Consider the following 25958-nt stretch of genomic DNA (forward strand, 5'->3'; position numbering starts at 1 on the left):
CCCTCCCTATTCCTCAGTTATGTGGTTCTTATAGACCTCTTCCGATTGCTGAAGAGATATTTTGATCTGTTTCTTCTACAATGTTGGCAACTTCGTTCAATTGTTTGTTGATTTGCTCTAATAATTCAGCAAACTCAGATACTTTTGGTTTTAAAGCAGTAAATTGATCGTTAAAGCTATCAAAACCGCTACCTTCCCAGTTACCTTGAATCGTATCTTGTTCAGATTGTAGTTTTTGTAAAATATCATTTACTTGGTTTGAACCATCCGTATATTTTGTTGCAGAAGTTCTTAGTTCTTGTGGGGATAATTTAATTCTATCGCCTGCCATTTTTCATTCCTCCAAATAGTTTTTTAGAAAGCAAAATAATGCTCACTAGTTACATAAACGTTACCATAAAAAAGGTCCGATAAATACTTAATGTAAAAAGTTGCGTGTTTTAGGTAAAAAATAACAAGAAAAATAGAATTATAACTTATCTTTAAGGTTATTTTTTATCTATATGTGGATTTTATAGTTACCTATAAGTCTGAAAAATAAAATAATCTATTAAAAATAACAGATTATTTACGAATAAATTATTTTTATATGTTTATTATTTAAACTAAATGTAATCTCTATAATATAGTGAAAAGCTAAGATTTCCGCGTCTTGAGAAAGTGTACATATTTGTCTTTTAGTTCCTCTTTAAACGTTCTGCTCATTGGTAAGGACAAGCTTTTTTCCTGCTGTATATCTTCTTCAAATTGCTTCACAAACACTTCATTTTTGGCGATTTCAATAATATAATTCAAGTTTACTAAATAACTTCCATGTATCCGTGCAAAGGTATCTTTATTTAGTTTGTCAATGATCTCGACCATCGTTAAATAGGTTTTGTAGACTTTTTCGGTTGTGTGGATGTAAGCAACTCGACCACTTTTTACAATATAAACGATTTCGCTCATTGATAAGACGACGAGTTTTCGATTAAATGAGAATTCAAAATAGGCATGAATCGCATTAAAATAATTGTTTGCTCGATCTATTGTTTCTAGCAAGGAATTCTGGTCGATCGGCTTTAGCAAATAATCAAAAGCTTGTACTTTAAATACTTCAGGCATTCTCTGAATGTCTTCTGCAACAAAAATAATAAGTGCTTCTAAATCAAAGGCGCGGATTTGTTTAGCCAGTGCCACGCCATCCATTTCAGTCAGTTCAATAGAAATGAAATAGATATTATAAGTAGCCTCTTTTTCTGCGAGTTGGCGAATTAACTTTTCCCCATTCGTAAAGAAATCAAATTCATATTGCTGGGAAGTGTGAAGCTGGATGGTACGTTCGATATTTCCCATATCTCTCTGGTTGTTATCACACAATGCAATCTTCAATAGCTCATCTCCCTTGAGTTTAAGATTAAAAATGTATGTTTATATAGAATAAATTAGTTTTTAAGCCATTTATTTTTATCATTTACAATCATAGCATATTTTTTTTACAGAAATTCTCAAAAATTGTACGAAAAGGAGTCATTTAAGAGAAAAAGTTATAATATTTATTAATAATAGGAAACTTTAAATAAAGTATGGGAAAACTTTCCATATCGTATTGCTTTCTTTTTTTGTTATACTAAATAAAACAATGGGGGAGAGTAGAAGAAAATGGAAAATCAGTACAATTCATATCATCAGCCGATTGGTTATGCAGTGAGGAAGTGGTCTAAAAGAGACTATCCAACAAAAGCGCTACTTGAAGGAATATATTGTCGACTTGAAAAAATAGATCCTGTCCGCCATCTTGAAGCCCTATACCAAGTTTACGGACCAGAAAGTTCTTCTAAAAATTGGACATACTTACCGTTGGAGCCTTTTGAAAATAAAACAGTGTTTGCTACTTATCTAGAAACAATCAGTCAATCACAAGATCCTTTTCATTATGCGATCATTGATAAATCTAGTGGAAAAGCATTAGGGACGTTGGCTCTAATGCGAACCAATCTAGATCAAGGGACGATCGAAGTTGGTTTTGTGATTTATTCTGATCAATTGAAGAAAACACGAATCGCCACAGAAGCCCAATATCTTTTAGCGTGTTATGCAATAGATGACTTGGGTTATCGACGGTATGAATGGAAATGTGATGCATTAAATGAACCTTCTAGAAAAGCAGCTTTACGTTTAGGATTTACTTTTGAAGGGATTTTTCGTAATGCATTGGTCTATAAGGAGCGTAACAGAGACACTGCTTGGTTTTCAATTATCGATAGTGAGTGGGCTGACAGGAAAGAGCGACTGGAATCCTGGTTGGACAGTAGCAATTTTACTGCCGAAGGAAAGCAAAAAAGGCGTCTAAATGAATGCTAATAACAAATAAGTTTAATTTGAAGGGAAACCAATACAATGAAAAAAGAAGTGCAACTAACAAAAGTTCCAAAGCCGATGATTTTTACCGATGTTGCTCCAACATATTTAACAGATGAAACGATGCTCGAAAGAAAACAGAAAGTCTTGGAAAACATGAAAGTAGAAGGTTTTGACAGCATCGTGATTTATGCGGACAAAGAGCATGGTGGTAATTTTGAGTACTTAACAGGCTTTATCCCTCGTTTTGAAGAAGGACTGCTCATCTTAGATGCAACAGGAGAGTGTACACTCGTCCTGGGAAATGAAAATTTGAAAATGGCAAAAGTTGCTCGAATTGAAAATCAATTGATTCATTTTCCGCTGTTTTCTTTGCCAAACCAACCAATGGATAACGAAGCAAGACTGGAAACTATATTTACAGCAATTGGTTTAGCGAAGAAGCACAAAATTGGCGTAGTAGGCTGGAAAATGTTTACTACTACTGAATCGGATAACGAAGCGTATTTTGATTTACCTTATTTTATTATCCAAGCACTTTTAACAAGTAAAAATGCGCAAGCAGTGCTCAAAAATGCAGCTCATCTGTTTATTCGAGGAGATCAAGGCGCTCGTACAACCAATAATGCGAATGAAGTGGCTCATTATGAATATGGTGCAAATCTATCATCCAGCTCTATTTTGAAGGCAATGGATGCGGTTGAAATAGGGGTGACAGAAGCTGTATTAGGGAATGAATTAACGGCAGAAGGACAAACGAATACAGTCGTGACGATTGCTGCAACTGGACAACGGTTTGAATATGCCAATGTTTATCCAACACACAAGCAAGTCAAACTAGGCGATCCATTGTCTTTAACCACTGCCTTTAAAGGTGGGTTATCTAGCCGAACTGGTTTCGTTATAGAAAACGCGACGCAACTTCCAGCAAATCAACAGGATTATCTAGAGAGAGTTGCCAAACCCTATTATCAAGCTGTGACGGCTTGGCTAGAAACGATCAAAATTGGCATGCAAGGCAACGAACTTTATCAAACCATTGAGTCGGTTTTTCCTAAAGCGGATTATCATTGGCATTTGAATCCAGGTCATTTAGTTTCAGATGAAGAATGGATGTCTTCGCCGATTTATGCCGGATCTGATGAAACATTGAAGAGTGGGATGATCTTACAAATCGATATTATTCCATCTGTGGCAGGCTATACAGGCGTAAGTGCTGAAGAGTGCGTAGCGTTGGCTGATGAAAAGTTGCAAAGACAAATTGAAGCTGATTACCCTGAATTATGGCAGCGAATCACTGCACGAAGAAGCTATCTTAAAGAAGTATTGAATATCGAACTAAGTGAAGATATCATCCCATTGTCCAACACTGTGGGGTATTTACGTCCGTTTTATTTAGCAAAAGAGCAAGCTTTTCGCTGTGTTAAACTATGATTGAAAATAAGGAGCTGACTATTCTTTTTAACGGTCAGCTCCTTATTTAATTTTTTATAGCCATTGTTACACGTGAAACATTTCTGATATTTCTCGAATAATAATGTTATTTTTCAATAGCGCAACATTTTCAATAGAGACATATCCTACTGCTTGCTCAAGGGCATTACTCATTCCACAGGCCATAGCATACCGTAGTGTTTCTTCTATAGAAAAGTCTTGATCTAAAGCAAATGCTACACCTCCTACGGTTGCATCCCCAGAACCAGTCGGGTTGATGACATCGATCATCGGTAGGGTAATATCAAAAATCTGCTCCTGATATTTCGCAATTGCACCATCACCGCCACAAGAAACTAGGATAAAGGGAATTCCTTGTAATATAGGGTGGCTCAGCTGTTTGACGATTTCATTTTTAGTCGTAATAGAAACGTTCAGTAATTCCGCAAATTCATGAATATTCGGTTTGATAAAATAAGGTTTTATCGGGCTTTTTAAGGCATTGTGTAGTTGTTTTCCAGAAATGTCTGTTAGGACTTTTATATTGGATCCAAGTTGCTCGTTTAACTGTTGTAAATAGTCGTGGTATAATCGTTCATTTTTTGTGTTGGCTGACCCACACAAAGCAATGATCGGTCTTTTTTTTTGTTCCAATGAAAAATCGATTACTTGATCTATAATCTTCTTTGCGGTTTCAGCAGTAATTTCTGGTCCAAGTTCTACGATTTCAGTTTGATTTTTTTTGCGATCCATCACAGTTACTGCATTTCTTGACTCTCCAGCAATGGGTAGAAATATAGTTTGAAAGGGTTCTTGTTCAAGCGCTGTACGAATAGATTCCCCATTGAGACCCGCCAAAACGCCCATTGCCGTCACGTTCCCGCCTAAAATGGCTGCAGTTCTTCCGGCGTTGATTCCTTTTCCACCGACTGCTTTGATCGGATTACTGCAGCGGTTCATCTCACCCAGAGTAAAGGTATCGGTAAAATAAATCGAGTCCATTGATGGATTTAGTGTCACTGTTACAATCATTGTTGTTTTCTCTCCTTCAGATACTAAGTAAGCTAAGCTGAGGTTCTGAAAGAGCCGAGAACCTTCAGTTAACTGGTTTATTTAACAATTTTCCATAAGATTGGTAGAAATTAAAGGTTGGTTCATCGATTTTGTTGTCAGTGATCACGTAGTCTAAATCAGATAATTTATAAAACGTATAGACATCACTAACATTAAACTTGGTACTATCTGCCACGACAATTTTTTGTTTTGCATTTTTAAAAGCTGCACGTTGTACGCCACCTTCTAAATAGTTAGAAGTCGTCACATTGTTGTTATAGATGCCATTTGTTGCTGCAAAGGCAATATCAATATTGATTGTTTCAAAAGTCTGCTCTGCATGTTCTCCGATAAATTCTTCTGTGATCGGTGTAAAATCCCCCCCAGTTAATAAGATGCGATAGTCTGTGTGCGCAATAATGTAATTAAAGGCTAACAAACTATTGGTAACAATCATCAAATTTTGTTTTTTAATAAAAGGTAATGCATATAAAATCGTGGTTCCAGCGCCAACAAAAACAACTTGGTGATCTTGGATCAAAGAGTTCATGATTTTACCGATATATTCTTTTTGTTCGATATGTAGATTGATTTTCTCGTAAGTAGCCAGCTCTTTGTCTTTACGATCGATTTTCTGTGCTCCTCCATATAAGCGAACTAGTTGATTGGTATCACTTAGTTCCGTGATATCTCTACGAATCGTCATTTCTGAAACTTGTAGTTCTGTGGCTATATCGGACACGGTCATAAAGGTGCTTTTTTCCAATAGATCTAAAATATGGGCATGTCGTTCTCTTTTTAACATAAAAAGGTCTCCTTTTTGTTCGAAAATGTTTATCTATTACATTTTAAACGTAAAACGAACAAAAAACAATCGAAAGAAAGCGTTGACAAACCATTACACAAGTTGTATTCTTTTTGTATAAACAAAGTTTAACATATATTTACAAAGTTGAACATAAAAAGTTTGAATATCTAAAGATTGGAGATAAAATTATGAGCACACAACAGATGTTTCAACCCGAGTTAATCGATTTAAATGTAGCTGTTCAAAACGAAGAAGAATTATTTGAACTTATTGCAGAAAGGCTACAACAAGCAGGTTATGTAAATAGTGGTTACTTAGAAGGAATCAAAAATAGAGAAAAAGGGTTTCCGACTGGCTTGATTACGGAGTATCTCAATATTGCGTTACCTCATTCAGATACAGAATATGTTGAAAGACCTTTCATATATGTTACTAGAACAACAAAACCAATCAGAGTCAAACAAATGGGGGACAATCAGGAAATGGAGGTGAGAGACTTATTTTTTCTAGGAATCAAAGATCCCTCAAAACAGGTTGGCTTATTGCAGGAGTTAATGGTCTTATTTCAAAATGAAGCATTCGTATCGGAGTTCGAAAAAACGACTGAAAATGAAGGCGTATTCAATTTATTTATAAACCAATGGGAGGAAGTAAAACATGGCTAGAAAATTAATTGTGGCGTGTGGTAGTGGTGTGGCAACGAGTACGACAGTAGCAGAAAAAATCAAAAGTAAGTTTGATGCACAGGGGATCGATTATCCAGTAGAAGCAGTGGATTACAAATCGATTTTACAAGAATTACCAAGTGCTAGTATTTACGTTTATATTGCAAAACCTGATGATGAAGTACTACAAGAAGCTGAAAAGCTAGGTGTTTCCGTCTATGCAGGTGTGCCGTTTTTAACGGGTATGGGCGTGGATGACATCTATGAGGGGATCGTTAACGATACGAAGAAATAAAAAAGGAGTTCAGATTGTGACGAATCTGAACTCTAATAGACAATGAGAAAATATATCTCACGATCTAAATTAAAACGATACAAACTAATCATACCAAAAAAATAAAAAGATAGGTAGGTAGAAGAGATGGAAATTTTTCAATCTGTGATTGATTATATATTGAACCTAGGATCTGCTATTTTTGTTCCGTTGATTATCCTGATTATCGGGTTGATCGCTCGAATGCCGCTGAAAAAAGCATTTATGTCAGCGATTACGCTTGGCGTTGCCTTTACTGGAATGAGCATGGTGATTGGGTTTATGTCAGATGCTGTTAGTCCAGCGTCAGAAGCGATGGCTAAAAATACAGGTATTAGTTTACCAGCCCTTGATTTAGGCTGGACGGGTGCGGCAAGTATTACATGGTCTTGGTCATATGCATTTGTGTTTTTCGCGGTTGTCTTAGGCGTTAACTTTATTATGCTTCTATTGAACTTAACCAAAACACTCAATGTTGATATGTGGAATGTCTGGGGGAAGGCGTTAACTGCCTATTTGGTGTATTTTATCAGCGGCTCACTCGTTGCAGGCTTTATTGCGGCGGTTGTACAAGTGGTTTTAGAATTAAAAATGGGGGATATGTTCCAACGCCATATTCAGGATTTAACAGGGATTCCGTTAGTGACTGTCACACATTTGATGAACATATCTGCAGTATTGATGTTACCAGTCAATATTGTGATGGATAAAATTCCTTTCTTCAATAAAAAAGCGGACACATCAGCCTTAAAAGCAAAAATTGGGATTTTCTCTGAAAATAGTGTGATGGGGTTCATCATTGGTGTGTTACTTGGATTTGGCGCAGCATATGGGATTTCTGGTTCATTAAACTTAGGGATTCAAGTGGCGACAGCAATGGCGTTATTTCCAATGATCAGTAAAATGTTTATGCAATCACTATCACCTTTGGCTGATGCGATGTCAGAAATGATGAAAAAACGGTTTAAGGATCGTGAAGTCTATATAGGATTAGACTGGCCGATTTTAGCTGGTCGTTCTGAGATTTGGGTGACTGCGATTATCTTGGTACCGATTTTTATTGGGTATGCCATGATTTTACCAGGCAATCAGGTGTTGCCACTTGCCGGAATAATCAACTATTCGATTGCTGTTGGAGGGTTACTATTAACTGGAGGAAATCTTTACCGTATGATCACACTGGGCATTATTTATACACCGCTCTATTTATATGGCGCAACCTATCTTGCACCAGTCCTGACTGGATTAGCGAAAAAAACAGGTGCGGTTGACTTGAAGGGTGGCAGTATTACGTGGTCATCGATCGAAGGTCCGGAATTTAGAATCTTATTTGCAGAAGCAGCTAATTTGAATCTTGCAGCAATTGTCGGATTTATTATCTTTATCGCTATGTTTGTCTGGTTATATAAGTATATGGCAAAAGAGCCTGTTCCAAGTGCACGTTATGATGAAGTGGAAAATTGATTAAAGCCTTGAAAGGACTGGATAAAATGAACCAAAAAGGAAAATGGATGACGCTACTATTTTTAGATAGTTTCCTTTTTATATTGGCGTTATCGACCAACATCACGCCATTGTATTTTCTAGTCATGATCCTTTCTTTTTACATTTATAAAAATGGTAATGCGGTACTTTTTAAAGAATATGATGAACGAAAAAAACAAAAATATGAAGAATATAAAGTTGTGCAGGATGCGGCAAAAGAGGTAATCCGCACAGGGAATTTACTAAAAAAGAAGAAGGAGCTGTAATAAATCATGGCAGATGGAAGAATTTTATTTGAACGTGAAAGAGAAGATATGGCAAAAATCGTACAACTGATTTTTGAACGTAAAAATACCAATGTTGCTGGGGGCAACTTTTCATTTAAAACAACGGATAAAAACGGGAAAGAATACATCATTATGACGCCGACTATGATGTCTCAAGCATATCTTGGGCATGTTTCTCCTTCACAGATTTTAGTGGTAGAACCTCACACAAGAAGAGTTGTTGCAGGAGAAGGTGGTTTAACGAGAGAGATCAATATGCATGAAGCCGTGTATGATGCAAACCCTGAAATCAAGTCAGTGCTACATGCTCACGCACCAAATAGTATGTTTTGGGCAACGAGTGGATTAGATATGCCTAACCTAACCGAAGCAACTCAGAAAGTAGAGTATATTGAAGTCTTGGAGTTTGAGCCCAATTGTTCAGAAGAATTAGCTGAAATCGTCAGCAATCATATTAAAACGATGCCAAGAAAGACATTGCCTCATGAATTTTTATTGGATAGTCACGGGGTTTTAATTACCACAGGTGGGGAAACAGGAATGGAAGCTATCCATTCAGCATTAGCTATTCTAGATACCGTTGAATGGAATGCCGAAATTGCATATAAACAAACGGTTTTTCAAAAACTAGGTATTTTGGATGGCTATTATTCTAAGGGGGTCAAAATTGGCACAATCGACGACTTGATAAACCATGAGCCAATTTACAATCAAAAAATAGAAATAACTGCTGGCGGCGATTAAAAATAAAAAAGAAGCTGTTCCTTTAAACCGATTCAAGGTTTTAAGTGAATGGCTTCTTTTTTATTACTGACAACAGGTAATTTTTTATGCATATATATAGAAAGAAACATTTTATTAGAACTGCTATAAATCTTGCTAAAAACATTGCAAGAAATCTCTATTTGCGTTAAAGTAAGAAAAGACAACTGTGAAACATTTTCTGTTTCACGCAAGGAAGGATACATATGACACCTGAAGAATTTAAACAACTATTAAGCCAAAAAGGGATTCAATTATCGGATCGCCAAATGGAACAATTTACCCGTTATTTTGAATTACTCGTTGAATGGAACGAAAAAATGAATTTAACTGCCATCACAGAAAAGAAAGAAGTTTATTTAAAACATTTCTATGATTCTATTTCGTTGGCATTTTTTGAAGATTTTTCAACGAATAAATCGATTTGTGATGTGGGTGCAGGAGCAGGGTTTCCTAGTATCCCGTTAAAAATCGTTTTTCCTACATTACAAGTAACAATCGTTGATTCATTGAACAAGCGAATCACATTTTTGACGGAATTAGTCAATGAACTGGGGCTAGAAGACGTTTCTTTATATCATGATCGTGCGGAAACATTTGGACAAAAAGAGGCATTTCGCGCAACGTTCGACTATGTAACAGCTCGTGCAGTGGCTCGTTTGAATGTATTGAGTGAACTATGTTTGCCACTAGTGAAAAAAGATGGCTTTTTCTTAGCTTTAAAGGCAGCAAAAAGTGAAGAAGAAATCAGTGAAGCAAAACCTGCGATCGCTACTTTAGGCGGTAAATTTCAAAAAGAAGTTTCATTTAAACTACCTATCACAGAAGATGAACGTCATATCGTTGTGATTCAAAAGAAAAAAGAAACACCTAAAAAATATCCAAGAAAACCAGGATTACCAAATAAACAACCAATCAAATAAGATGGAGGGACACAAATGGCACGAATAATTTCTGTAGCGAATCAAAAAGGCGGTGTTGGTAAAACAACGACCACTGTGAATCTAGGTGCTTGTCTTGCTTATTATGGCAAGAAAGTGTTGCTGATCGATATTGATGCTCAAGGAAATGCAACAAGCGGTATCGGTGTCCGTAAACCAGATGTTGCAACGGATGTGTACGATGTATTAGTGAATGAAGAACCAATCAAAAATGTGATCCAGCAAACCTCTAGAGAAAATTTAGATATCGTCCCAGCGACCATTCAGCTTGCGGGAGCAGAAATTGAATTGACTTCGATGATGGCCAGAGAATCTCGATTAAAAGCTGCTATAGAAGAAATAAATGATATCTATGACTTTGTTTTGATCGACTGTCCGCCGTCTTTAGGACATTTAACCATTAATGCTTTTACAGCAAGTGATTCGATTTTGATTCCTGTACAATGTGAATATTACGCACTAGAAGGATTAAGTCAGCTATTAAACACTATTCGTTTAGTTCAAAAGCATTTTAACCCTGAGCTACGTATTGAAGGTGTATTGTTGACAATGTATGATGCTCGGACTAACTTAGGAGCTGAAGTGGTTGAAGAAGTTCGTAAGTACTTCCGTGAAAAAGTCTATGACACGATCATTCCTAGAAATGTTCGTCTGTCAGAAGCACCAAGTCACGGTTTGTCGATTATTGATTATGATCCCCGTTCACGTGGTGCCGAAGTGTACCAAGCACTAGCAAAGGAAGTGTTGGATAATGAGTAAAGGAAAAGGTTTAGGTAGAGGTATTGATGCATTGTTTCAAGATTTTGCTAGTTTGGAAGATGTGGATGTTCAAAAAGAAGAAGTCTTAGAAATTCCCTTAAATGAACTGCGTCCAAACCCTTATCAACCAAGAAAAACGTTTGATGAGGCATCCCTTCAGGAATTAGCGAACTCGATCCAACAATCAGGTGTGTTTCAACCAATCATTGTCAGAAAATCAGCAGTAAAAGGTTTTGAGATAATTGCTGGTGAACGTCGTTTCCGTGCTTCAAAATTGGCAGATAAGGAAACCATTCCAGCAATTGTCCGTGAATTTGATGAAGAAGCCATGATGCAAGTGGCTGTTTTAGAAAATTTACAACGTGAAGATTTAAATCCGTTGGAAGAAGCAGAAGCTTATGATATGTTGATGAAAAACTTGAAACTAACTCAAGTAGAAGTTGCCGAACGTTTAGGAAAGAGCCGCCCCTATATTGCCAATTATTTACGTCTACTAACATTACCAACTCAAGTCAAAGAAATGGTTCAAGGCGAAATTTTGTCAATGGGACAAGCTAGAACTTTACTAGGTTTAAAAGATAAAGAGCTGATTTTACCTTTGGCCAAACGAGTAGTTGCAGAAAATTTAACTGTTCGTCAATTGGAGCAAATAGTCAATGATCTAAATGAAAATCAGGGTAAGAAATCGCCAAAAAAAGAAAAGAAAAATACCAAAGATAAGCCTTACTACATCCGTGAAAGTGAAGATCGCTTAATGGATAAATTTGGTACGACTGTCGCTATTCAAGAAAAAGAAGGTAAAGGGAAGATTGAGATCGAGTACCTTTCACAGTCGGATTTAGCAAGGATTTTAGATATTTTAGAGATACATTTTGATGAAGCTTAGTTAATAAAATAAAGAAAAACGTGGAGTAAAACTAACAAGTTTTGCTTCACGTTTTTTATTTTTTAAAATGGCTAAGTATGGAATACCAAAAAATATATATTAGTATTAGTAAAATATCTAATAAAATCATTATATTTAAAAATAACACATTTTTCTTGTTTTTATATAAAATAAGAAAAATATATAATTGTTTAAATTAAAGCGTGCAGCTCTTGTTTATCAGGGGCTTAACTTAAATACTCATACTACGAGTATACAATAAATAATTTGGACATGTCAATGAGGAATAAAAAAATAACAATATATTTAATTTATGGATAAAACAGTTTATTTAAAAGGGAAATCATGTATTTAACAATAAAACAGTGATCTATAGATAGATTATTATATAAAAGCAATGGAGATTACACCTAGCTATTCCGTATTCCATAATTAATAAAAGTTCCTATACAGATTTACTTATTTTTATACGCCGTCAAATGAACCGTCAAAAATATCAATTTGGCTCAATAACTTTATCTTGTCAAAACAATAAAAATTATGTTTTGAGTATACGCAATCTAATAAAGTAACAATTTTTATATTTATATAAATAAGTAAATGGGTTGAAAAGAGGTGGTTAAAAAATAAGAAGCTAGAAATAACTTTAATTTTCCGAATTTTTTTCAAATTCCTTAAAAAAAAGAAACTCTTCAAAAAAATCTGAAAAGAAAATCGCTAGGTAGAATTGTATTTTAAGTAAGACTGACAGAAAATAAATAGACAGAACCATCGTTATCGTGTTCATTTATAAAAGTATTATCAAATTATTTATTTTTATAATAATCATTATTTTAAAGAATCTTTTTTATGTTTTTCTTAAATAGACCGTCATTAGACCGTCAATCTAATTTTGAAATCATTTTTATACCATACAATTAAAATGTTTTTTCTTATTTTATATAAGAATAGGAAATTCCTATTATCTACTATGTAACGGGTTTAGGTGAAATATGGCAATTAAAAGTCAAGGTACATTTCCCAAATTAGGAATTTTATCAAACACAAATGGTTGGAATTTACTATATATAAAAACTAAGAGGAGGATTTTCTATTATGAGGAAAAAAATTATTATATTGACTGATACACTAAGTGCAAATGGACTGTTGCAGAATAGTTTGTTGAATATGGATTATGAAATAATGGTTTCAAAAGATATATTGACTCAACCAAAAGATAAGGAGTTCTATTTTCTGCAAAACTTCGATCTTATCATTTATCAACAATCTATGTACAGTGGGTTGAAAGAATCGTTTCTAGATAATCTAGCACTACTGAATAAACCAATTGTTGTGTTAACGTTTGAGTCAGAACAAGTTAGTAAATCAAAATACCTTAATAATGCGAATGTGAGTTTTGTTCGTTATCCAATATCGGTCACTGATTTGGCAAGTAAATTAGCAGCTATTTTTGAGGAGAGCGCTAGTCGTACAGGTAAAAATAGTCAAGAAAGGGCAGTAAGTCATTCTGGAAATAATGAAGGGGCTTCACAAAATACTAGCCCATTTTCAACTGTTGTGAAAGTAAAAAAACAATATTCATTCCAATTAAAAGATCGTACCTTGATTATTGATAATTGGCTGATTCCACTGACCAAAAAAGAGCATCAAGTATTAGAACACTTTATTAAATCTGATCAGAGGGTCTTTTCAAGTCAATCATTATGCGAAGCCATTTGGACGAATGCCAAGCAAAAAAATAAACAAGCTTTATTAAGCAATCTAATCAATCGCATCAAACAAAAGATAATGGAAAAAACATCGATTTTTGAACCATTCATTTTAAATAAAAAAGGAATTGGTTACTATTTGAATCAAGAGTTTGTTGTACTGGATGAACAAAATGATGAAAAAATAAGAGAACTGCTAGTAGGTAGTCTTTAACTCAAACAGGATAAGTTAAGAAAGGGAGCGAGAGATTTGGCAATATTTAACAAAAAAAGTAAAAAAAAAAGGAACCATGATGAGGATTACGAAGAGTACTACGATGAATATGACGAGTACGATGAATACGACGAATACGACGATGATGAATTTGAGGAAGAAACTTATGAACCACCTAAAAAAAGTCGTCCAGAAACTTCAAATAAAAGAGAGCGTTCGGAAAATATTATGAGAAAACAAGAGCAAGAAACACAACAGGAACAAGCAACGGTGATTGAACACTTAAATAGTGAAAATCTGCAGTTTCAAAAAGAAGTACAACGCCAAAAAACAATGGCTGAGCGACTAAAGGCCGAAGTTGAAAACAAACAACAAGAAATCGACCAATTGACCATGCGTTTGACAAGTTCATCTAAGTCTAAAGAAAGAATCCTTTCACTAGAAGAGCAAGTCAGACAATTAGAAGAGTTAAGAGTGCAATTAGATGAACAATTGCTGGAAGAACGAAATAAAAACGTAGAAACTGAAAAGCAACTACGTCAACAAGATCAAATGAAAAATCAAATTGCAGAAGTATTGATGGAAGCAAAAGAAAAAGCACAACAGATTATTGAGCGTGCCACTGTTGAGGCTGATCGAACGGTAGAGGCTGCCAGACATGAAACCAAAAAAGCAGTTTCAGAAGCTTCAATCGAGCTGAAAATGATCAATCAAGAAGCGGCTAATTATCATACACGGATTCTTCGCTTACAAAGTGAAACAAGTGTGCTGATGGAAGATTTATTGAGTAAATCAAGCCGACTAGCGGATCAATCACTAGATTAAGGGAAGGGGATCAAGAAGTGGTTTATCAAAATATTATGGTCGACATTTATCAAGCCGCTTCTCCAGCAGTTGGTGAACGCCTTTTTGATGATGACATGTTACGGGATATTTATTATATTTGCGAAGAAATGTTCCAAAAGAAAAATAAAAGAATCCCTTACCCTCAAAAAGAAGTGGAAGAATATTTTGAAGAGTTCCACACTATAATTTCTTTTTTTAAACATGTTGAGATTACATTAGACTTTGTTGATCTCGACTGGTCTGCTTTGCTGGATGAGTTGATTCATACATTTCCCCAAGTTGCTTGGATAGGTGGTTCGAAGGAAAAAGAAGACAATCGTGTTGTTTACTACATCGATTTTGTTCCTATTGCTTATAGAGAGACAGGCTTCCCTTTTATGGTCAACTTACTTCAGTCATTGGACCAGCAGTTACCAGACGACAATGAAGGAGATGTGTTGGAGGCTTTTGTCAGTGAAATTGAAAGGCTTGTCTCTAAATTTATTCAGCCTTTAAAGGTCACTAATTCTGAGGTTTCAGAGCAAGCGGAAGTTATTGAGTACAGTGAACATGATGAGAACTATTTACTAAAAATAGAAGAAGCTGTCAGTAGAGAAAGATACGCAAAAGAAAGAATGCGGCTTGCCAATAAAAAGTTAGAAGTTGTCATCGACCAAATGGAGCGACAAAATCTATCTCGAGCTATGAAAGAATTAAGTAAGTCAAGTAGTGATGAAAATGAGAATTGGGATCAAATTTTAAAAATTGATTTAAGAGAATATTCTCAATTGTTGCAAAAAGCTAAGTTTTTGGAGCAATCATGGATGATGAATAAAGAATTAGTGACAAAATCTGAAAAGATGACAATTTCTGACAATCAGCTGACTTATGAAAGAGAACAAGTAAGAACTTTTAAAGATTCAGTATCAACAAATGAAATTTACTTAATTTTAGATGAGTGTAAGCTGATCGAGTCACGAGTAAAAATTAAAAAAAGGTCATGGTTTCGTCAGCCTCATGTTCGAATCATGAAGATGGACTATGAAAGTATACTAAATAAAGCAGCGTATTTTGATTTGATACAGGGAGAAAATTATTTACTTGAACAGATCGTATTAAACGAAGAATCCTTGACTGATGACTAACAATTATGATGAGCTGTTATATTTACCTTCACGTTTTGTCCAAAGGAATAAAAAGGATTGGGAATTGTCGGCTTTTCCCATCCGCTACTACATAACTTTTTAAAGTATCTGCTGAGTACTGAGGAAAAAATTTCAAAAGTGAATAAGGCTAAAACAACAAAATAATCAAGGATAGTAAGATAATACCCGCCAGTATATCAAGAGGAACTCAATTGATTTCACTAGTTGCTATGTTTGATTTTTCAGCGAGTATGTACATAAGATTTTACTATGCAGGGAGTTTGAAATTCAATGATTAAGAAACGAAAAACACTTCGCTTGATTAGAGTGATAGGAATTTTTCTATTATCACTGACAGCTTTATTGATTGGATCTAAAACTGGGATGGCTATTTCAGTAAAGCCAGTTTTACCGGAAAACCAGCATAATCCAGAAGCAACTTACTATGATCTTAGGATGAACCCAGGTCAGACGCAGGATTTGAAGCTAGAGCTGATCAATACCTCAGATAAAGCACAACAGGTTTCCTTACAAATCAACAATGCTACGACAAATGAATCTGGGGACATAGATTATTCTGATCGATCAAAAATCGTCGGGAGAGATAAGAGTTTGGAAATTGCTTTGCAGGATATTGCAACTGCTGAGCCGGAACTGGTCATTCCTGCAAATAAAACGATCGTAGCAACCGTTCGTTTAAAAATGCCTGAACATCAATTTGATGGAATGGTATTAGGTGGCATCAAATTGGTTTCTGCAGAAAAGATAAATGAAGAAAAAGAGGCCAATACTAAGAAAAATCAGGCGAAAAAAACATATATAGTGGCTGTAAAACTAACTGAGACAGATACCCCAGTTGAAGCGAAATTGAATTTGCTGGAGCTTACTGCCTCAGGTGAGTCGAGTCGGAATAGCCTAAAAGCTACTATTCAAAATGAACGATCAATGAATTTAGAAGATATCGAGTATGTCGCAAAAGTTTACGAAAAAGGCTCAGATAAGATTTTGCAGCAAAGTAGGTTGACGGGTCATCGAATGGCTCCAAATTCAAGTTTTACTTTTATGATTGATGGAGAAAAGCAAGGATTTCAAGCGAGAAATTATAAAATCCAGCTGACTGCAAAATCTCATGCAACCAATCAAGAATGGAAATGGGATAAAGAACTCGAGATTACTAAAAATGAAAATAAAAAAAATGCTGCATCTAATATAAATTTAGAAAAAAAACATATAATGCTATACACTATCATTTTGATAATCACATTTGTAATATTACTATTACTTTTGTTGATTTTACTAATCTCAAGAAAGCGTAAAGAGAAACGCTATGAAGAAATACTATATCAAAAAAAGAAAAAGCGTGATCGGAACAACAAAAAGGCTCAGCAAAATAGTAAGTCAAAAATAAATAATAAAGCTAGAGCAAGGAAAAAGAAAAAACGACCCGCAAGTTCAGAAAAGATACAAGAACGAGGGAAACAATCGAAATAACTATAATCTGCTATCTTACAAATAAGGATCTAATTCTAACAATAGTAATACCTATCCAAAATTAAGTGTTGAGTTCAGAACAGTTATCGATCAATGTTTTTAAATCAAAAAAGAGATTTATAGTATAGCGATTTTAGGAGTTGGTGGACATGAACGAAGCTGAGCAAAATACCCAGAAACAAGGAAGAAAAATAATAAAAAAATATATACTTCATCAAAAAGTCAATCCAAGGCTTTTGGGGGTAGAACTTTTCAATAAACACTTGGATACACCAAACGAAGCGTATCTTTCATGTAAATTGATTTTTAAAAAGGATGTTCGGTCATTGATGGAGCTTGAGCAGATCACGAAAAGAGTATATGAAACGTGGACTGAAAAAAATAATGAATTAGTCATCAAAAAAATCAATGTCTTCACATCAACTGCTTATATTGTCTTAACATTTACTATCGGTTTTTATGAAGAAGCACATGTAAAGCACTTGCAAGAATTAAAAGAGTGTGCGAAAGAGATTATCGAAACTTATGATGACGTGATTAAACAGGAAAAAGAAGAGGAATACAAACGAAAAGAAGCTGAAATTAATGGAGCTTTAGAGAAGTTCAGTCAATTGACCAAAAAAATGGAGCTTCTGGAAGACAGACTTGTAAAAAATGAGTCAATCGTTTTAGATTCTGGAGAGTTACTTAAGACTGAACTTATAAAGGTCAGTAAAACAATCAAAGAACAAATGAGTCAAGTGGATTATAAAATGACAGATAGCCAAAGTGATTCTAAAAATAAAAAACAAGCGGTGCTCGAAACAAAGACAGATCCAGTGAAGACGACTCAGGTAAGCAAACAAGTTACTAGTCAAAAAAAAACTCAAGTACATAAGTTTGTACTTAATCGCCAAACAAAGGGATCAAATCCTATAAAAACAAAGAAACGATCCTCGATCCAATCTTCAAAAAAAAAATTAATCGAAGAAAAATCAATTAAAAAGGTCGGCTTAACAGGAACCGCTTCTAAACTCGAGATGGAAGTTTTAACGCATTTTACAAAAGGCCAAGAATTGCATGGGAAAAAAATGATACCTAAGAAAAAATTTTTGGTTTTAAAAGCTAAAATAGAATTTATAGATTATTTGTGGATGTTGTTAGAACTAGAAGGGAAAGAAGAAATTGTTATTGCTGGTCGGCTAAGTTGTAGAGAATTAATTGAAGAGTTAGGTCCACTTATGGAAACTGTAGAAAAGGTCGCAGCAGGCCCTACACTATTTAATTATTGGGTTTATTGTTCACAAGAAATGTTGGTAAAACTAGAAGGATATGCAGCACTAAAAGATTTTTTAAGCAACTCCTTAAGGTTGAGTAACAATACCCTAGTGAATGAAGTAAGATATTGAACAACTTGATTGAAAAAGGGGGAATGTGCAGGAACTAAGACAGTTTCGAATGTACGGACCTTTTTCTTTTTCCTTATAATATTATGTAAATAGTATTTGTATAACAAAAAAAGTTGATATCAGACTTTCAAATATTTTCTTTTTTTCTAGAATTTTTGAGACTAAGTAAAAAAAATAGTAATGCATACTTAGTTAAGAAAAATGAACGTATTGTAAGATCATGGTTAAGTTTAGTTGGGAGTAAATGAAAAGGGAAAACCGTATATTGATTTTAAATAAGTGCTTTGGATTGGTAAAAGAATATAACATATTTAAAATTTGTAATAATTTCATTTTCTTAAATCAATAAAAATTAAATTTTAGAAAGGGTCTCGATGATGGCAAGAAGAGGAGAAAATATCTATAAAAGAAAAGATGGTCGTTGGGAAGGTCGATACATAAAAGGGAGACAAAAAAGTGGGAAGATCCATTATGGATATATCTATGGTTACAAGTATTCGGAAGTAAAACACCTACTCATTTTGAAAAAATATGAAAAACAAACAAATAGCAGTAAAAGCTTGCTTCCTTATGAAGGGCAACTAGCAGATTGGACAAATTATTGGTTAGATACTTTCGTTCGGCCAAAAGTAAAAAGTAGTACATATGCTAGCTATAAAAATAAGATGGATGTCCATGTATTATCAAGGATTGGTTCGGTAAAATTACAAAAACTAAAACAAACAGATATTGACAGTTTATTAAAAAAAATGGAAACACAATTAAAAGCAAGCTCGATTCGGTCAATATTCTCAGTACTGAAAAACTGTTTAGGTAAAGCAGTATCATTAAAATTATTGACAGAAAATCCATGTGCGGGATTGGATCTTCCAAAAACGAGGAAAAAAACAGTCCAGGCCCTATCTATTAAAGACCAAGCTAAGCTAGTCAAAGAAATTAGCACTAGCCAGAAATTTTTTTCTATTATGCTGGCTTTACAGACAGGATTACGGATTGGGGAGATATGCGGACTGAAATGGGAAGATATCGATTTTGAAAACAATACATTAGGAGTCAATCGAACAGTGCTCAGAGTGCAGGTAGAAGATAAGGGTGGGCGAAAGACAGAGATTGTGGAAGTGACACCAAAAAGTAGCAATTCGCAACGAAAAGTTCCAATTACAAAAGCTTTAAGAAAAAAATTGTTGGAACTTCAAAAAGTATCAACAAGTGATTACGTTATTTCAAATAAACATAAGGCTTTAGAACCGCGTACAATCGCCTATCGTTTTCAAATTATTCGGAAAAAAATTGGGTTGGAAGGATTCTCCTTTCACTCTTTGAGACATACTTTCGCTACCCGATGTTTGGAAGCAGGAGGAAATATTGCAACAATCAGTTCTTTATTAGGGCATTCGTCAACTAAAATGACATTAGATTGTTACACAAATTCTTTTTTTACAGAAGAACGCCAATTAGTAGAAAAACTGGACTTTTTTAAATAGTTGTTTCTTATGTGTGTAACAAAAAGGTGTCTGGGACATAGCTCTGCGAGTCATATCCCAGACACATGAAATCCGGATAAACGGTGGGAGCAAACGGTCCTCAGTGCTTCGAGGATCGGAGTGAAACGAGAACCGTAGATGCAGAAGCAATCCCTCATCGGCTACATGTAATCACAATTTAGCGTGAGAGGAATAGATATCAAACAGTAGCCGACCCAAATCAGCAATATCTTTTTTTTCATGATAGTTTGTCATGAAGAAAAAACATTTTCCGTATTTTTTTAAATAAGAGGAATCTACATTACTGATAACTAAATCATAGAGTTTGTTGTTAACTAACGGTTCTGCATGCGCAAAAGCAGTCAATTCAACATATTTTATCCACCAATTCGTAGCTTTTCTTTTGTGGAGCAAATCACCCTCAATAAAGATACCAACAGAAATTTTAGTTTTGGTGCACTCTTCATAAAAACGAATCGCATGTGCGTATTTTTTAATAAGAGCAGAATCATGAATAGCATCGACAAACAATTTTGGGTATTTTTCTTTCAGATAATCAACAAAGTGATAGACAGTTTCAGAGTATTTCACTGTTTCCCATTGAGGATCATTGGAATCCCAATAATAATCAATATGACCTTTGAATAGTAAATGGTGATAGCCGCTAGAATTTAGATAGTAATGAAGGGTAGAACTGTGAGTAGTAGTCAATTGTGCATTTAAGTGTTTTTTTTTCATAAAATCTAAGAATTCTTGATTCAAAGTCCGGATAAAAAAACTACTGTACCTTTCAATTAAGTCAAGCTCTTTTAAACAGTGAGAATTAGCAGGGATGATTTCTTCACCTAGCATGAAGAGCAGCAGTAAGATCGTTTCACTAGGAAGCATTTTAAAGGAATAGTAAACTAAGAACGATCCAAGTGCTTGATTGACTTTTTTAAACAAATGCGTTTTTTTTAAGGCATTCAAAAATCTTTTTTGGCTAGGGATGTCTGATTTATTACTGAAAAAAGGTTCTTGTTCACTATAAATCGGTATTTTTTTTTGAGCATTTCTTCTTTTCAATAGGCTTAAGTAGATGATAAGTTTTTTTCGAGCATAGTTTGAAAGAGGACTGCCTAAAATCTGCTGAACAGTATTGACTGTTTCATAAATTCGAGGATCGATATTAGGGACTTTTAGCTGGTGTTTAGGATCTGTGACCAAATAAAGAGAAACGTAAAAAAAACGAATTTGTAGCTCAGAACCAAGCAGATAACCATTTTGGATGGATAAATCAAATTCAGCTAATAATTTATTCAATTCATTGATTTTTCTGAAGTAGGTTGAATAACTAATCCCAATTTTTTCACATAGACGAGAGGTGTCGATACTGCCAAAAAGCAATAATTCTTCTAAAATTCTATACATTGGTGCATGAACGATTAGTTCATTATATAGGGTATGAAGAGAATATTCTGGTTTTGTTTGAATGGTGATAGTATGCTTGCTTACGTCAATGGAAAAACGATTATTCGCTTTTTTTGCGGATACTGTTAAGCTGTCAATCAGTTTTGCCAAAAAATATTCACCTATCTCTAAATGATGTAAAAGTTCTTTTTTTGTTGCGGTACCCCCAACAGTACTTAGGTAGATCAATAAGTCAATTTGATAAACTTCCAACTTTTCTAGTAAGTCAAATTTTCTCATAGTAAAACTCCTTTAAATGTCAGTATTGAAGTAAGGATAAAATAAGTTGAAAGCATACTAAGCTTTACGTATGTTTTAATAGCTCAACTTTATTCTTACATTGACATTGTGATCATTATCTAACATCTATAGGGGAAATACAATCATATTTAAGTGGGTTTATTTTTATTTTTTTAAGAAATAGCTTCATTCGTTCTTTTTGTTTTATTATTAAATACATAAATAAAGTGAATCAATAAAATAGCTTTGCTTGATTGTCCAAAAAATGGTATTGTATCTTTGTATGTTTATGTCTGTTTTTATGACTATTTTAGAAGGGATATGTCTGAAATGTATGATCTTGGTGATATTGTAGAAATGAAAAAGCCCCATGCTTGTCAGGCAAATCGTTGGGAAATTATCCGAATGGGCGCTGATATTAAAATAAAATGTACGAATTGCGGTCATATCGTTATGATGACACGCCGTGATTTTGAAAAAAAGATGAAGAAAATTTTGGAAAAAAAACTAATAAAGGATAGTGAATGATCAATGGCATTAACAGCTGGAATCGTAGGTTTACCGAACGTAGGGAAATCTACCCTTTTTAACGCAATTACAAAAGCAGGAGCAGAGGCGGCAAATTACCCGTTTGCAACAATTGATCCGAATGTGGGGATGGTTGAAGTACCAGATGAGCGCTTGCTGCGTTTAACAGAGTTAGTGAAACCTAAAAAAACAGTACCAACAACTTTTGAGTTTACGGATATCGCTGGAATCGTAAAAGGTGCAAGTAAAGGTGAAGGTTTAGGAAATCAATTTTTAAGCCATATTCGTCAAGTAGATGCTATTTGTCATGTGGTACGTTGCTTTGATGATGATAATATTACCCATGTAGAAGGGCGTGTAGATCCGTTAGCAGATATTGATACTATTAATTTGGAATTAGTGTTAGCTGACTTAGATTCTATTACGAAACGCTATACACGCGTCGCTAAGATTGCTAAGACAAAAGATAAAGATGCAGTAGCAGAGCTTGCTGTATTGGACAAACTTAAACCAGTTTTAGAAGAAGGTCTTTCTGCTCGTACGATTGAATTTACGGAAGATGAGCAAAAAATAGTTAAAAGCTTATTCTTATTAACAGCAAAACCGATTTTATATGTAGCCAATGTTTCAGAAGATGAAGTAGCGGCTTCAGATAATAATCCTTATGTTCAACAAGTACGGACTTTTGCAGCAAATGAACAAGCGGAAGTAATCGTAGTTTGTGCGCGTGCTGAAGAAGAAATTGCTGAATTAGATGATGAAGATAAAGCAGATTTCTTAGAAGCGCTAGGAATCGAGGAATCTGGTTTAGATCAACTGATTCGTGCTGCCTATGATTTATTGGGATTGGCAACTTACTTTACGGCAGGTGAGCAAGAAGTACGTGCCTGGACTTTCCGTAAGGGAATCAAAGCACCTCAAGCAGCTGGAATCATTCATACGGACTTTGAACGCGGATTTATTCGTGCAGAGACGGTTTCATTCGATGACTTGAACACGTATGGTAATATGCAAGCAGCTAAAGAAGCGGGCAAAGTTCGTTTGGAAGGAAAAGAATATATTGTACAAGATGGCGATGTTATGCTTTTCCGTTTCAATGTATAGTAAAAAAATTGCTAAAAACTGTTTTTCTCCCTAAAAAATGTGTTAGAATACTTTTTAGGTAAAGACTGTCCCGTTGGCCACGGGCGAGGAGGACGCAAAAAATGGAATCAGAAGCACTTCGAGCTATTGTTTCAGAAAATCGTGAACTTGAACAAAAATTAACAAAGAGAAATGAACAGTACATCTTTGACTTAAAAAAATCATTAGTTGCTGCTAATCTTTCAGAAGAAGCACAGACGCTTGCTCTACATGAAATTCTACCTCATTTAGTAGAAGGTCAAAAAAGTGGGAAAACTGCGCGTCAGCTTTTCGGAACAGTGGCTGAACGTACGGAGTCTATTTTAAATAAACCAGAAGAATTGCCAGAATCAACACCGATGTTGATGTGGCTAGATAATACATTACTATTATTTGGTGTAATGACGATCATGTTCTCAGTTATGATGATGTGGTCCAAAGGAAAATCACAACCGTTGGGATTACTAACATTGGTGCTAGCCTCAATGGCTGGTGGGTATGTATTTTATCTGATGTATAAATATGTTTATCAATATGATCGTCCAGGTGTGGACAAATCAAAACGTCCTGGTTGGTTCAAAACTGGTTTGATTTTAGTTGGAGCAATGCTTCTATGGCTTGTTGTCTTTGCGGGTTCCGCAATGTTGCCACCGATCATTAATCCTGTCTTTGATCCAGTTGTTGTGATCATTATTGGTGGGCTTGCTTTAGGTACTCGTTACTTATTAAAGAAAAAATACAATATGCGAAGCAGTTTGGCACGCTAAATAATACATGAAAAAGAATCTTAAACAAAACTATTTTTCGTTTTGTTTAAGATTCTTTTTAGATTGACAGCTAAGAGGTTTGAAAGGGGTTCGTGTTTGAAAGAAAAACTTTTACACGATACCATAGAGATTAGGAATGAAACTTTCAATTTATTTTCAATCGAAAGAGGTGAATCGATGAAAACTTGGCTCAATCAACATAGCCGTATCGTTATTTTTTTGAGTTTTCTTATATTAAGTATTTTGTCTCTCTATATTGTTTATCTTCAGAATGGTCATATCATGATCGGTGATGACTATCATTTCCACCAAAATCGAATTGAGGGTCTAGCTTTGTCCATGAAAAATGGGGTGTTATTCCCTAAAATCAGTTATTTTTTTATTGGAGGATATGGGTATGCCTCTAGTTTGTTTTACCCAGATTTTTATTTGTATTTTCCAGCAGTATTACGTCTTCTAGGCCTATCTCTTGCGAATAGTTTTATCCTTTTTGCGATTGGGATAAATTTAGGTACCTTTATTGTGACGTACATTTCAGGAAGATATATGGCGTTATCTAAGATGAAAAGCTGGTTGTTTTCATTATTATATACGTTATCGATTTACCGATTACAGGATTTTTTTAATCGACAAGCACTAGGAGAACTACTGGCGATGAGTTTTTTTCCGTTGATTTTAGCTAGTTTATATTTATTGAAAAATGGAAAAACAGGAAGATGGCTATTATTAACTATTGGGATGACAGGGATCGGTTTAGCCCATTTTATTTCATTGGAGATCGCCAGTATTTTTATTGGACTGTATATTCTTCTTAATTTGAAAAAATTTCTAAAAAAAGAGGTAATTGTGGCGATAGTAAAAGCCGTAGGTGTAACGATGTTGTTACTAGCTTTTTATTTAGTACCGATTTTTGAACAGATGAGACATGTGACATTTCAAGTTACCTCAAAACCGTTAACACTGATTTCAGAGCGAAGCTATTCTTTGAGAGAACTGCTGACTAATAGTTTTAAAAATACCGTTTTTCATGCATCATCGGCTAATATCGGCGTTATTTTGCTACTTGGTTTAGTTCTTTATACTGGCATGTTATTCAAACGAGATGCACCAAATAGGACATTGATTATTTTAGCGCTGTTTTTTATGCTAATGACAACGAATCTCTTTCCTTGGCAGTTATTTGACCAGACACCTCTCAATACAATCCAGTTTCCTTGGCGCTTTTTATCGATCGTAACATTGTTAGTAGCTTATCTTATTGCGAACGATTATTTAGGGCTGTTTAAAAGATACCCTAGCCGCCAACTTGTTTTAGCCACGGTTATTTTGCTTGGTGTGGGATTATATGAAAAAGAAAGCATTGATACTGAAGGAAAGCGGCTATTATCTCATCAGTCATATGATCAAACGAATAGTTACTATATTGGTGCAGGGCATGAATATTTACCAACAGAAGTAGATTATGACATTATCAAAAAAAATAAACATCGTCAGCTTACGTATGATAGTGAAAAAATAGAAGTAAAAAAAGTCGAAATGACATTTGATTCAGTGGCATTTGATTATCAAACTAAATACACAGAAAAGGCGACTGTGACAGTTCCATTTATCTATTATTATGGTTATCAGGCCAAAATAGTAAGTAATGGAAAAGAAAAAATCGTTCCAACTGTATTAAATAAACAAACTGGTTTAGTTGATATTGCGCTAGCCAATAAAGGAAGTGTCGTGGTCTCCTACCAGCCAACTTTAGCTCAAAAAATTTCCTTAGGTGTTTCTATTTCGACACTCTTGTTAGGGATTATGTGGCAAGGTGGCAAGAGAGTACTTGTTAGGTTAAAATTAAAGAAATAACAATAGTTA

The 25958-nt window shown here is 34.7% G+C and carries 25 protein-coding genes; 20 read left to right on the top strand and 5 right to left on the bottom strand.

All coding sequences use genetic code 11. The annotated features are described in order from the left end of the window. Positions 1-28: 28 nt before the first annotated feature. Positions 29-331 carry a WXG100 family type VII secretion target gene (locus ATZ35_RS05475; RefSeq protein ID WP_010766560.1) on the bottom strand — a complete coding sequence of 101 codons (303 nt, stop codon included), beginning with the start codon at positions 329-331 and terminating at the stop codon, positions 29-31. Positions 332-636: 305 nt separating this feature from the next. After that, positions 637-1371, bottom strand: a complete 735-nt coding sequence (locus tag ATZ35_RS05480; RefSeq protein ID WP_208929853.1) for a LytR/AlgR family response regulator transcription factor — start codon at positions 1369-1371, stop codon at positions 637-639. Positions 1372-1641: 270 nt separating this feature from the next. Here ATZ35_RS05480 and ATZ35_RS05485 point away from each other — a divergent pair, with 270 nt between their 5' ends. After that, on the top strand, positions 1642-2343 hold the full coding sequence (locus ATZ35_RS05485) for a GNAT family N-acetyltransferase (RefSeq protein WP_208929854.1): 702 nt from the start codon (positions 1642-1644) through the stop codon (positions 2341-2343). 36 nt (positions 2344-2379) lie between these two features. After that, positions 2380-3774, top strand: coding sequence for a M24 family metallopeptidase (locus tag ATZ35_RS05490; RefSeq protein ID WP_208929855.1), 1395 nt, complete (start codon positions 2380-2382; stop codon positions 3772-3774). A gap of 66 nt (positions 3775-3840) precedes the next feature. On the opposite strand, the gene ATZ35_RS05495 is transcribed toward ATZ35_RS05490, so the two are convergent. Further along, on the bottom strand, positions 3841-4806 hold the full coding sequence (locus ATZ35_RS05495) for a 1-phosphofructokinase family hexose kinase (RefSeq protein ID WP_208929856.1): 966 nt from the start codon (positions 4804-4806) through the stop codon (positions 3841-3843). Between the two features lie 64 nt (positions 4807-4870). After that, positions 4871-5632: a DeoR/GlpR family DNA-binding transcription regulator gene (locus ATZ35_RS05500; protein ID WP_208929857.1), complete on the bottom strand. Its 762-nt coding sequence runs from the start codon at positions 5630-5632 to the stop codon at positions 4871-4873. A 191-nt stretch (positions 5633-5823) separates the two neighbouring features. On the opposite strand from ATZ35_RS05500, the gene ATZ35_RS05505 reads away from it, so the two are divergent. The 14 genes from ATZ35_RS05505 to ATZ35_RS05570 all read left to right on the top strand — a co-directional run bounded on the left by ATZ35_RS05505 (position 5824) and on the right by ATZ35_RS05570 (position 19989). Then, on the top strand, positions 5824-6300 hold the full coding sequence (locus tag ATZ35_RS05505; protein ID WP_208929858.1) for a PTS sugar transporter subunit IIA: 477 nt from the start codon (positions 5824-5826) through the stop codon (positions 6298-6300). Beyond that, the gene (locus tag ATZ35_RS05510) at positions 6293-6595 is read left to right on the top strand and encodes a PTS sugar transporter subunit IIB (protein ID WP_208929859.1); all 303 of its coding nucleotides are present in this window, start codon (positions 6293-6295) and stop codon (positions 6593-6595) included. Before ATZ35_RS05505 ends, ATZ35_RS05510 begins: the two co-directional genes overlap by 8 nt. A 126-nt stretch (positions 6596-6721) precedes the next feature. Beyond that, entirely contained in the window at positions 6722-8077 is a 1356-nt protein-coding gene (locus ATZ35_RS05515) for a PTS galactitol transporter subunit IIC (RefSeq protein WP_208929860.1), read from the top strand. A 26-nt stretch (positions 8078-8103) separates the two neighbouring features. After that, entirely contained in the window at positions 8104-8364 is a 261-nt protein-coding gene (locus ATZ35_RS05520) for a hypothetical protein (protein WP_208929861.1), read from the top strand. Between the two features lie 6 nt (positions 8365-8370). Continuing rightward, positions 8371-9129: a class II aldolase/adducin family protein gene (locus ATZ35_RS05525; RefSeq protein WP_208929862.1), complete on the top strand. Its 759-nt coding sequence runs from the start codon at positions 8371-8373 to the stop codon at positions 9127-9129. A 224-nt stretch (positions 9130-9353) separates the two neighbouring features. Then, on the top strand, positions 9354-10070 hold the full coding sequence (gene rsmG, locus ATZ35_RS05530; protein ID WP_208929863.1) for a 16S rRNA (guanine(527)-N(7))-methyltransferase RsmG: 717 nt from the start codon (positions 9354-9356) through the stop codon (positions 10068-10070). 15 nt (positions 10071-10085) lie between these two features. Continuing rightward, a complete protein-coding gene (locus ATZ35_RS05535; protein WP_010762166.1) occupies positions 10086-10847 on the top strand; it encodes a ParA family protein in 762 nt (253 codons plus the stop codon). Beyond that, complete coding sequence (locus tag ATZ35_RS05540; protein ID WP_208929864.1) at positions 10840-11733, top strand: ParB/RepB/Spo0J family partition protein; 894 nt, start codon at positions 10840-10842, stop codon at positions 11731-11733. The genes ATZ35_RS05535 and ATZ35_RS05540 overlap by 8 nt, the downstream gene beginning before the upstream one ends. A gap of 1095 nt (positions 11734-12828) precedes the next feature. Beyond that, the gene (locus ATZ35_RS05545; RefSeq protein WP_208929865.1) at positions 12829-13656 is read left to right on the top strand and encodes a helix-turn-helix domain-containing protein; all 828 of its coding nucleotides are present in this window, start codon (positions 12829-12831) and stop codon (positions 13654-13656) included. 36 nt (positions 13657-13692) lie between these two features. After that, positions 13693-14481, top strand: a complete 789-nt coding sequence (locus ATZ35_RS05550) for a hypothetical protein (protein ID WP_208929866.1) — start codon at positions 13693-13695, stop codon at positions 14479-14481. A gap of 17 nt (positions 14482-14498) precedes the next feature. Beyond that, a complete protein-coding gene (locus ATZ35_RS05555; RefSeq protein WP_208929867.1) occupies positions 14499-15626 on the top strand; it encodes a hypothetical protein in 1128 nt (375 codons plus the stop codon). A 291-nt stretch (positions 15627-15917) separates the two neighbouring features. Further along, a complete protein-coding gene (locus ATZ35_RS05560; RefSeq protein ID WP_208929868.1) occupies positions 15918-17117 on the top strand; it encodes a WxLIP family cell surface protein in 1200 nt (399 codons plus the stop codon). Between the two features lie 149 nt (positions 17118-17266). Beyond that, positions 17267-18505 carry a hypothetical protein gene (locus ATZ35_RS05565; RefSeq protein ID WP_208929869.1) on the top strand — a complete coding sequence of 413 codons (1239 nt, stop codon included), beginning with the start codon at positions 17267-17269 and terminating at the stop codon, positions 18503-18505. A 377-nt stretch (positions 18506-18882) separates the two neighbouring features. Beyond that, a complete protein-coding gene (locus ATZ35_RS05570; RefSeq protein ID WP_208930429.1) occupies positions 18883-19989 on the top strand; it encodes a tyrosine-type recombinase/integrase in 1107 nt (368 codons plus the stop codon). A gap of 171 nt (positions 19990-20160) precedes the next feature. Here the strand turns inward: ATZ35_RS05570 and ATZ35_RS05575 are convergent, their stop codons facing one another. Further along, positions 20161-21678 carry an AcpB/EbpR/MafR family transcriptional regulator gene (locus ATZ35_RS05575; RefSeq protein ID WP_208929870.1) on the bottom strand — a complete coding sequence of 506 codons (1518 nt, stop codon included), beginning with the start codon at positions 21676-21678 and terminating at the stop codon, positions 20161-20163. A 330-nt stretch (positions 21679-22008) separates the two neighbouring features. Between ATZ35_RS05575 and ATZ35_RS05580 the strand changes: the two genes are divergently transcribed. From ATZ35_RS05580 to ATZ35_RS05595, 4 genes are all read left to right on the top strand, one after another. Continuing rightward, positions 22009-22206 carry a DUF951 domain-containing protein gene (locus ATZ35_RS05580; protein WP_025870734.1) on the top strand — a complete coding sequence of 66 codons (198 nt, stop codon included), beginning with the start codon at positions 22009-22011 and terminating at the stop codon, positions 22204-22206. Between the two features lie 3 nt (positions 22207-22209). Further along, complete coding sequence (ychF, locus tag ATZ35_RS05585) at positions 22210-23310, top strand: redox-regulated ATPase YchF (RefSeq protein ID WP_208929871.1); 1101 nt, start codon at positions 22210-22212, stop codon at positions 23308-23310. 101 nt (positions 23311-23411) lie between these two features. After that, positions 23412-24095 (top strand): DUF1129 domain-containing protein, encoded by a 684-nt coding sequence (locus tag ATZ35_RS05590; RefSeq protein ID WP_086277608.1) that lies wholly within the window; start codon positions 23412-23414, stop codon positions 24093-24095. Between the two features lie 177 nt (positions 24096-24272). Next, the gene (locus ATZ35_RS05595; RefSeq protein ID WP_208929872.1) at positions 24273-25949 is read left to right on the top strand and encodes a 6-pyruvoyl-tetrahydropterin synthase-related protein; all 1677 of its coding nucleotides are present in this window, start codon (positions 24273-24275) and stop codon (positions 25947-25949) included. The last annotated feature ends 9 nt before the right edge of the window (positions 25950-25958 follow it).

Source organism: Enterococcus rotai, from assembly GCF_001465345.1.
Classification (GTDB): domain Bacteria; phylum Bacillota; class Bacilli; order Lactobacillales; family Enterococcaceae; genus Enterococcus_L; species Enterococcus_L rotai.

Excerpts from the sequence above, each read along its gene's own strand:
- ATZ35_RS05475 (WP_010766560.1), bottom strand. The coding sequence starts at position 331 with ATGGCAGGCGATAGAATTAAATTATCCCCACAAGAACTAAGAACTTCT.
- ATZ35_RS05485 (WP_208929854.1), top strand. The coding sequence starts at position 1,642 with ATGGAAAATCAGTACAATTCATATCATCAGCCGATTGGTTATGCAGTG.
- ATZ35_RS05490 (WP_208929855.1), top strand. The coding sequence starts at position 2,380 with ATGAAAAAAGAAGTGCAACTAACAAAAGTTCCAAAGCCGATGATTTTT.
- ATZ35_RS05495 (WP_208929856.1), bottom strand. The coding sequence starts at position 4,806 with ATGATTGTAACAGTGACACTAAATCCATCAATGGACTCGATTTATTTT.
- ATZ35_RS05500 (WP_208929857.1), bottom strand. The coding sequence starts at position 5,632 with ATGTTAAAAAGAGAACGACATGCCCATATTTTAGATCTATTGGAAAAA.
- ATZ35_RS05505 (WP_208929858.1), top strand. The coding sequence starts at position 5,824 with ATGAGCACACAACAGATGTTTCAACCCGAGTTAATCGATTTAAATGTA.
- ATZ35_RS05510 (WP_208929859.1), top strand. The coding sequence starts at position 6,293 with ATGGCTAGAAAATTAATTGTGGCGTGTGGTAGTGGTGTGGCAACGAGT.
- ATZ35_RS05515 (WP_208929860.1), top strand. The coding sequence starts at position 6,722 with ATGGAAATTTTTCAATCTGTGATTGATTATATATTGAACCTAGGATCT.
- ATZ35_RS05520 (WP_208929861.1), top strand. The coding sequence starts at position 8,104 with ATGAACCAAAAAGGAAAATGGATGACGCTACTATTTTTAGATAGTTTC.
- ATZ35_RS05525 (WP_208929862.1), top strand. The coding sequence starts at position 8,371 with ATGGCAGATGGAAGAATTTTATTTGAACGTGAAAGAGAAGATATGGCA.
- rsmG (WP_208929863.1), top strand. The coding sequence starts at position 9,354 with ATGACACCTGAAGAATTTAAACAACTATTAAGCCAAAAAGGGATTCAA.
- ATZ35_RS05535 (WP_010762166.1), top strand. The coding sequence starts at position 10,086 with ATGGCACGAATAATTTCTGTAGCGAATCAAAAAGGCGGTGTTGGTAAA.
- ATZ35_RS05540 (WP_208929864.1), top strand. The coding sequence starts at position 10,840 with ATGAGTAAAGGAAAAGGTTTAGGTAGAGGTATTGATGCATTGTTTCAA.
- ATZ35_RS05545 (WP_208929865.1), top strand. The coding sequence starts at position 12,829 with ATGAGGAAAAAAATTATTATATTGACTGATACACTAAGTGCAAATGGA.
- ATZ35_RS05560 (WP_208929868.1), top strand. The coding sequence starts at position 15,918 with ATGATTAAGAAACGAAAAACACTTCGCTTGATTAGAGTGATAGGAATT.
- ATZ35_RS05565 (WP_208929869.1), top strand. The coding sequence starts at position 17,267 with ATGAACGAAGCTGAGCAAAATACCCAGAAACAAGGAAGAAAAATAATA.
- ATZ35_RS05570 (WP_208930429.1), top strand. The coding sequence starts at position 18,883 with ATGGCAAGAAGAGGAGAAAATATCTATAAAAGAAAAGATGGTCGTTGG.
- ATZ35_RS05575 (WP_208929870.1), bottom strand. The coding sequence starts at position 21,678 with ATGAGAAAATTTGACTTACTAGAAAAGTTGGAAGTTTATCAAATTGAC.
- ATZ35_RS05580 (WP_025870734.1), top strand. The coding sequence starts at position 22,009 with ATGTATGATCTTGGTGATATTGTAGAAATGAAAAAGCCCCATGCTTGT.
- ychF (WP_208929871.1), top strand. The coding sequence starts at position 22,210 with ATGGCATTAACAGCTGGAATCGTAGGTTTACCGAACGTAGGGAAATCT.
- ATZ35_RS05590 (WP_086277608.1), top strand. The coding sequence starts at position 23,412 with ATGGAATCAGAAGCACTTCGAGCTATTGTTTCAGAAAATCGTGAACTT.
- ATZ35_RS05595 (WP_208929872.1), top strand. The coding sequence starts at position 24,273 with ATGAAAACTTGGCTCAATCAACATAGCCGTATCGTTATTTTTTTGAGT.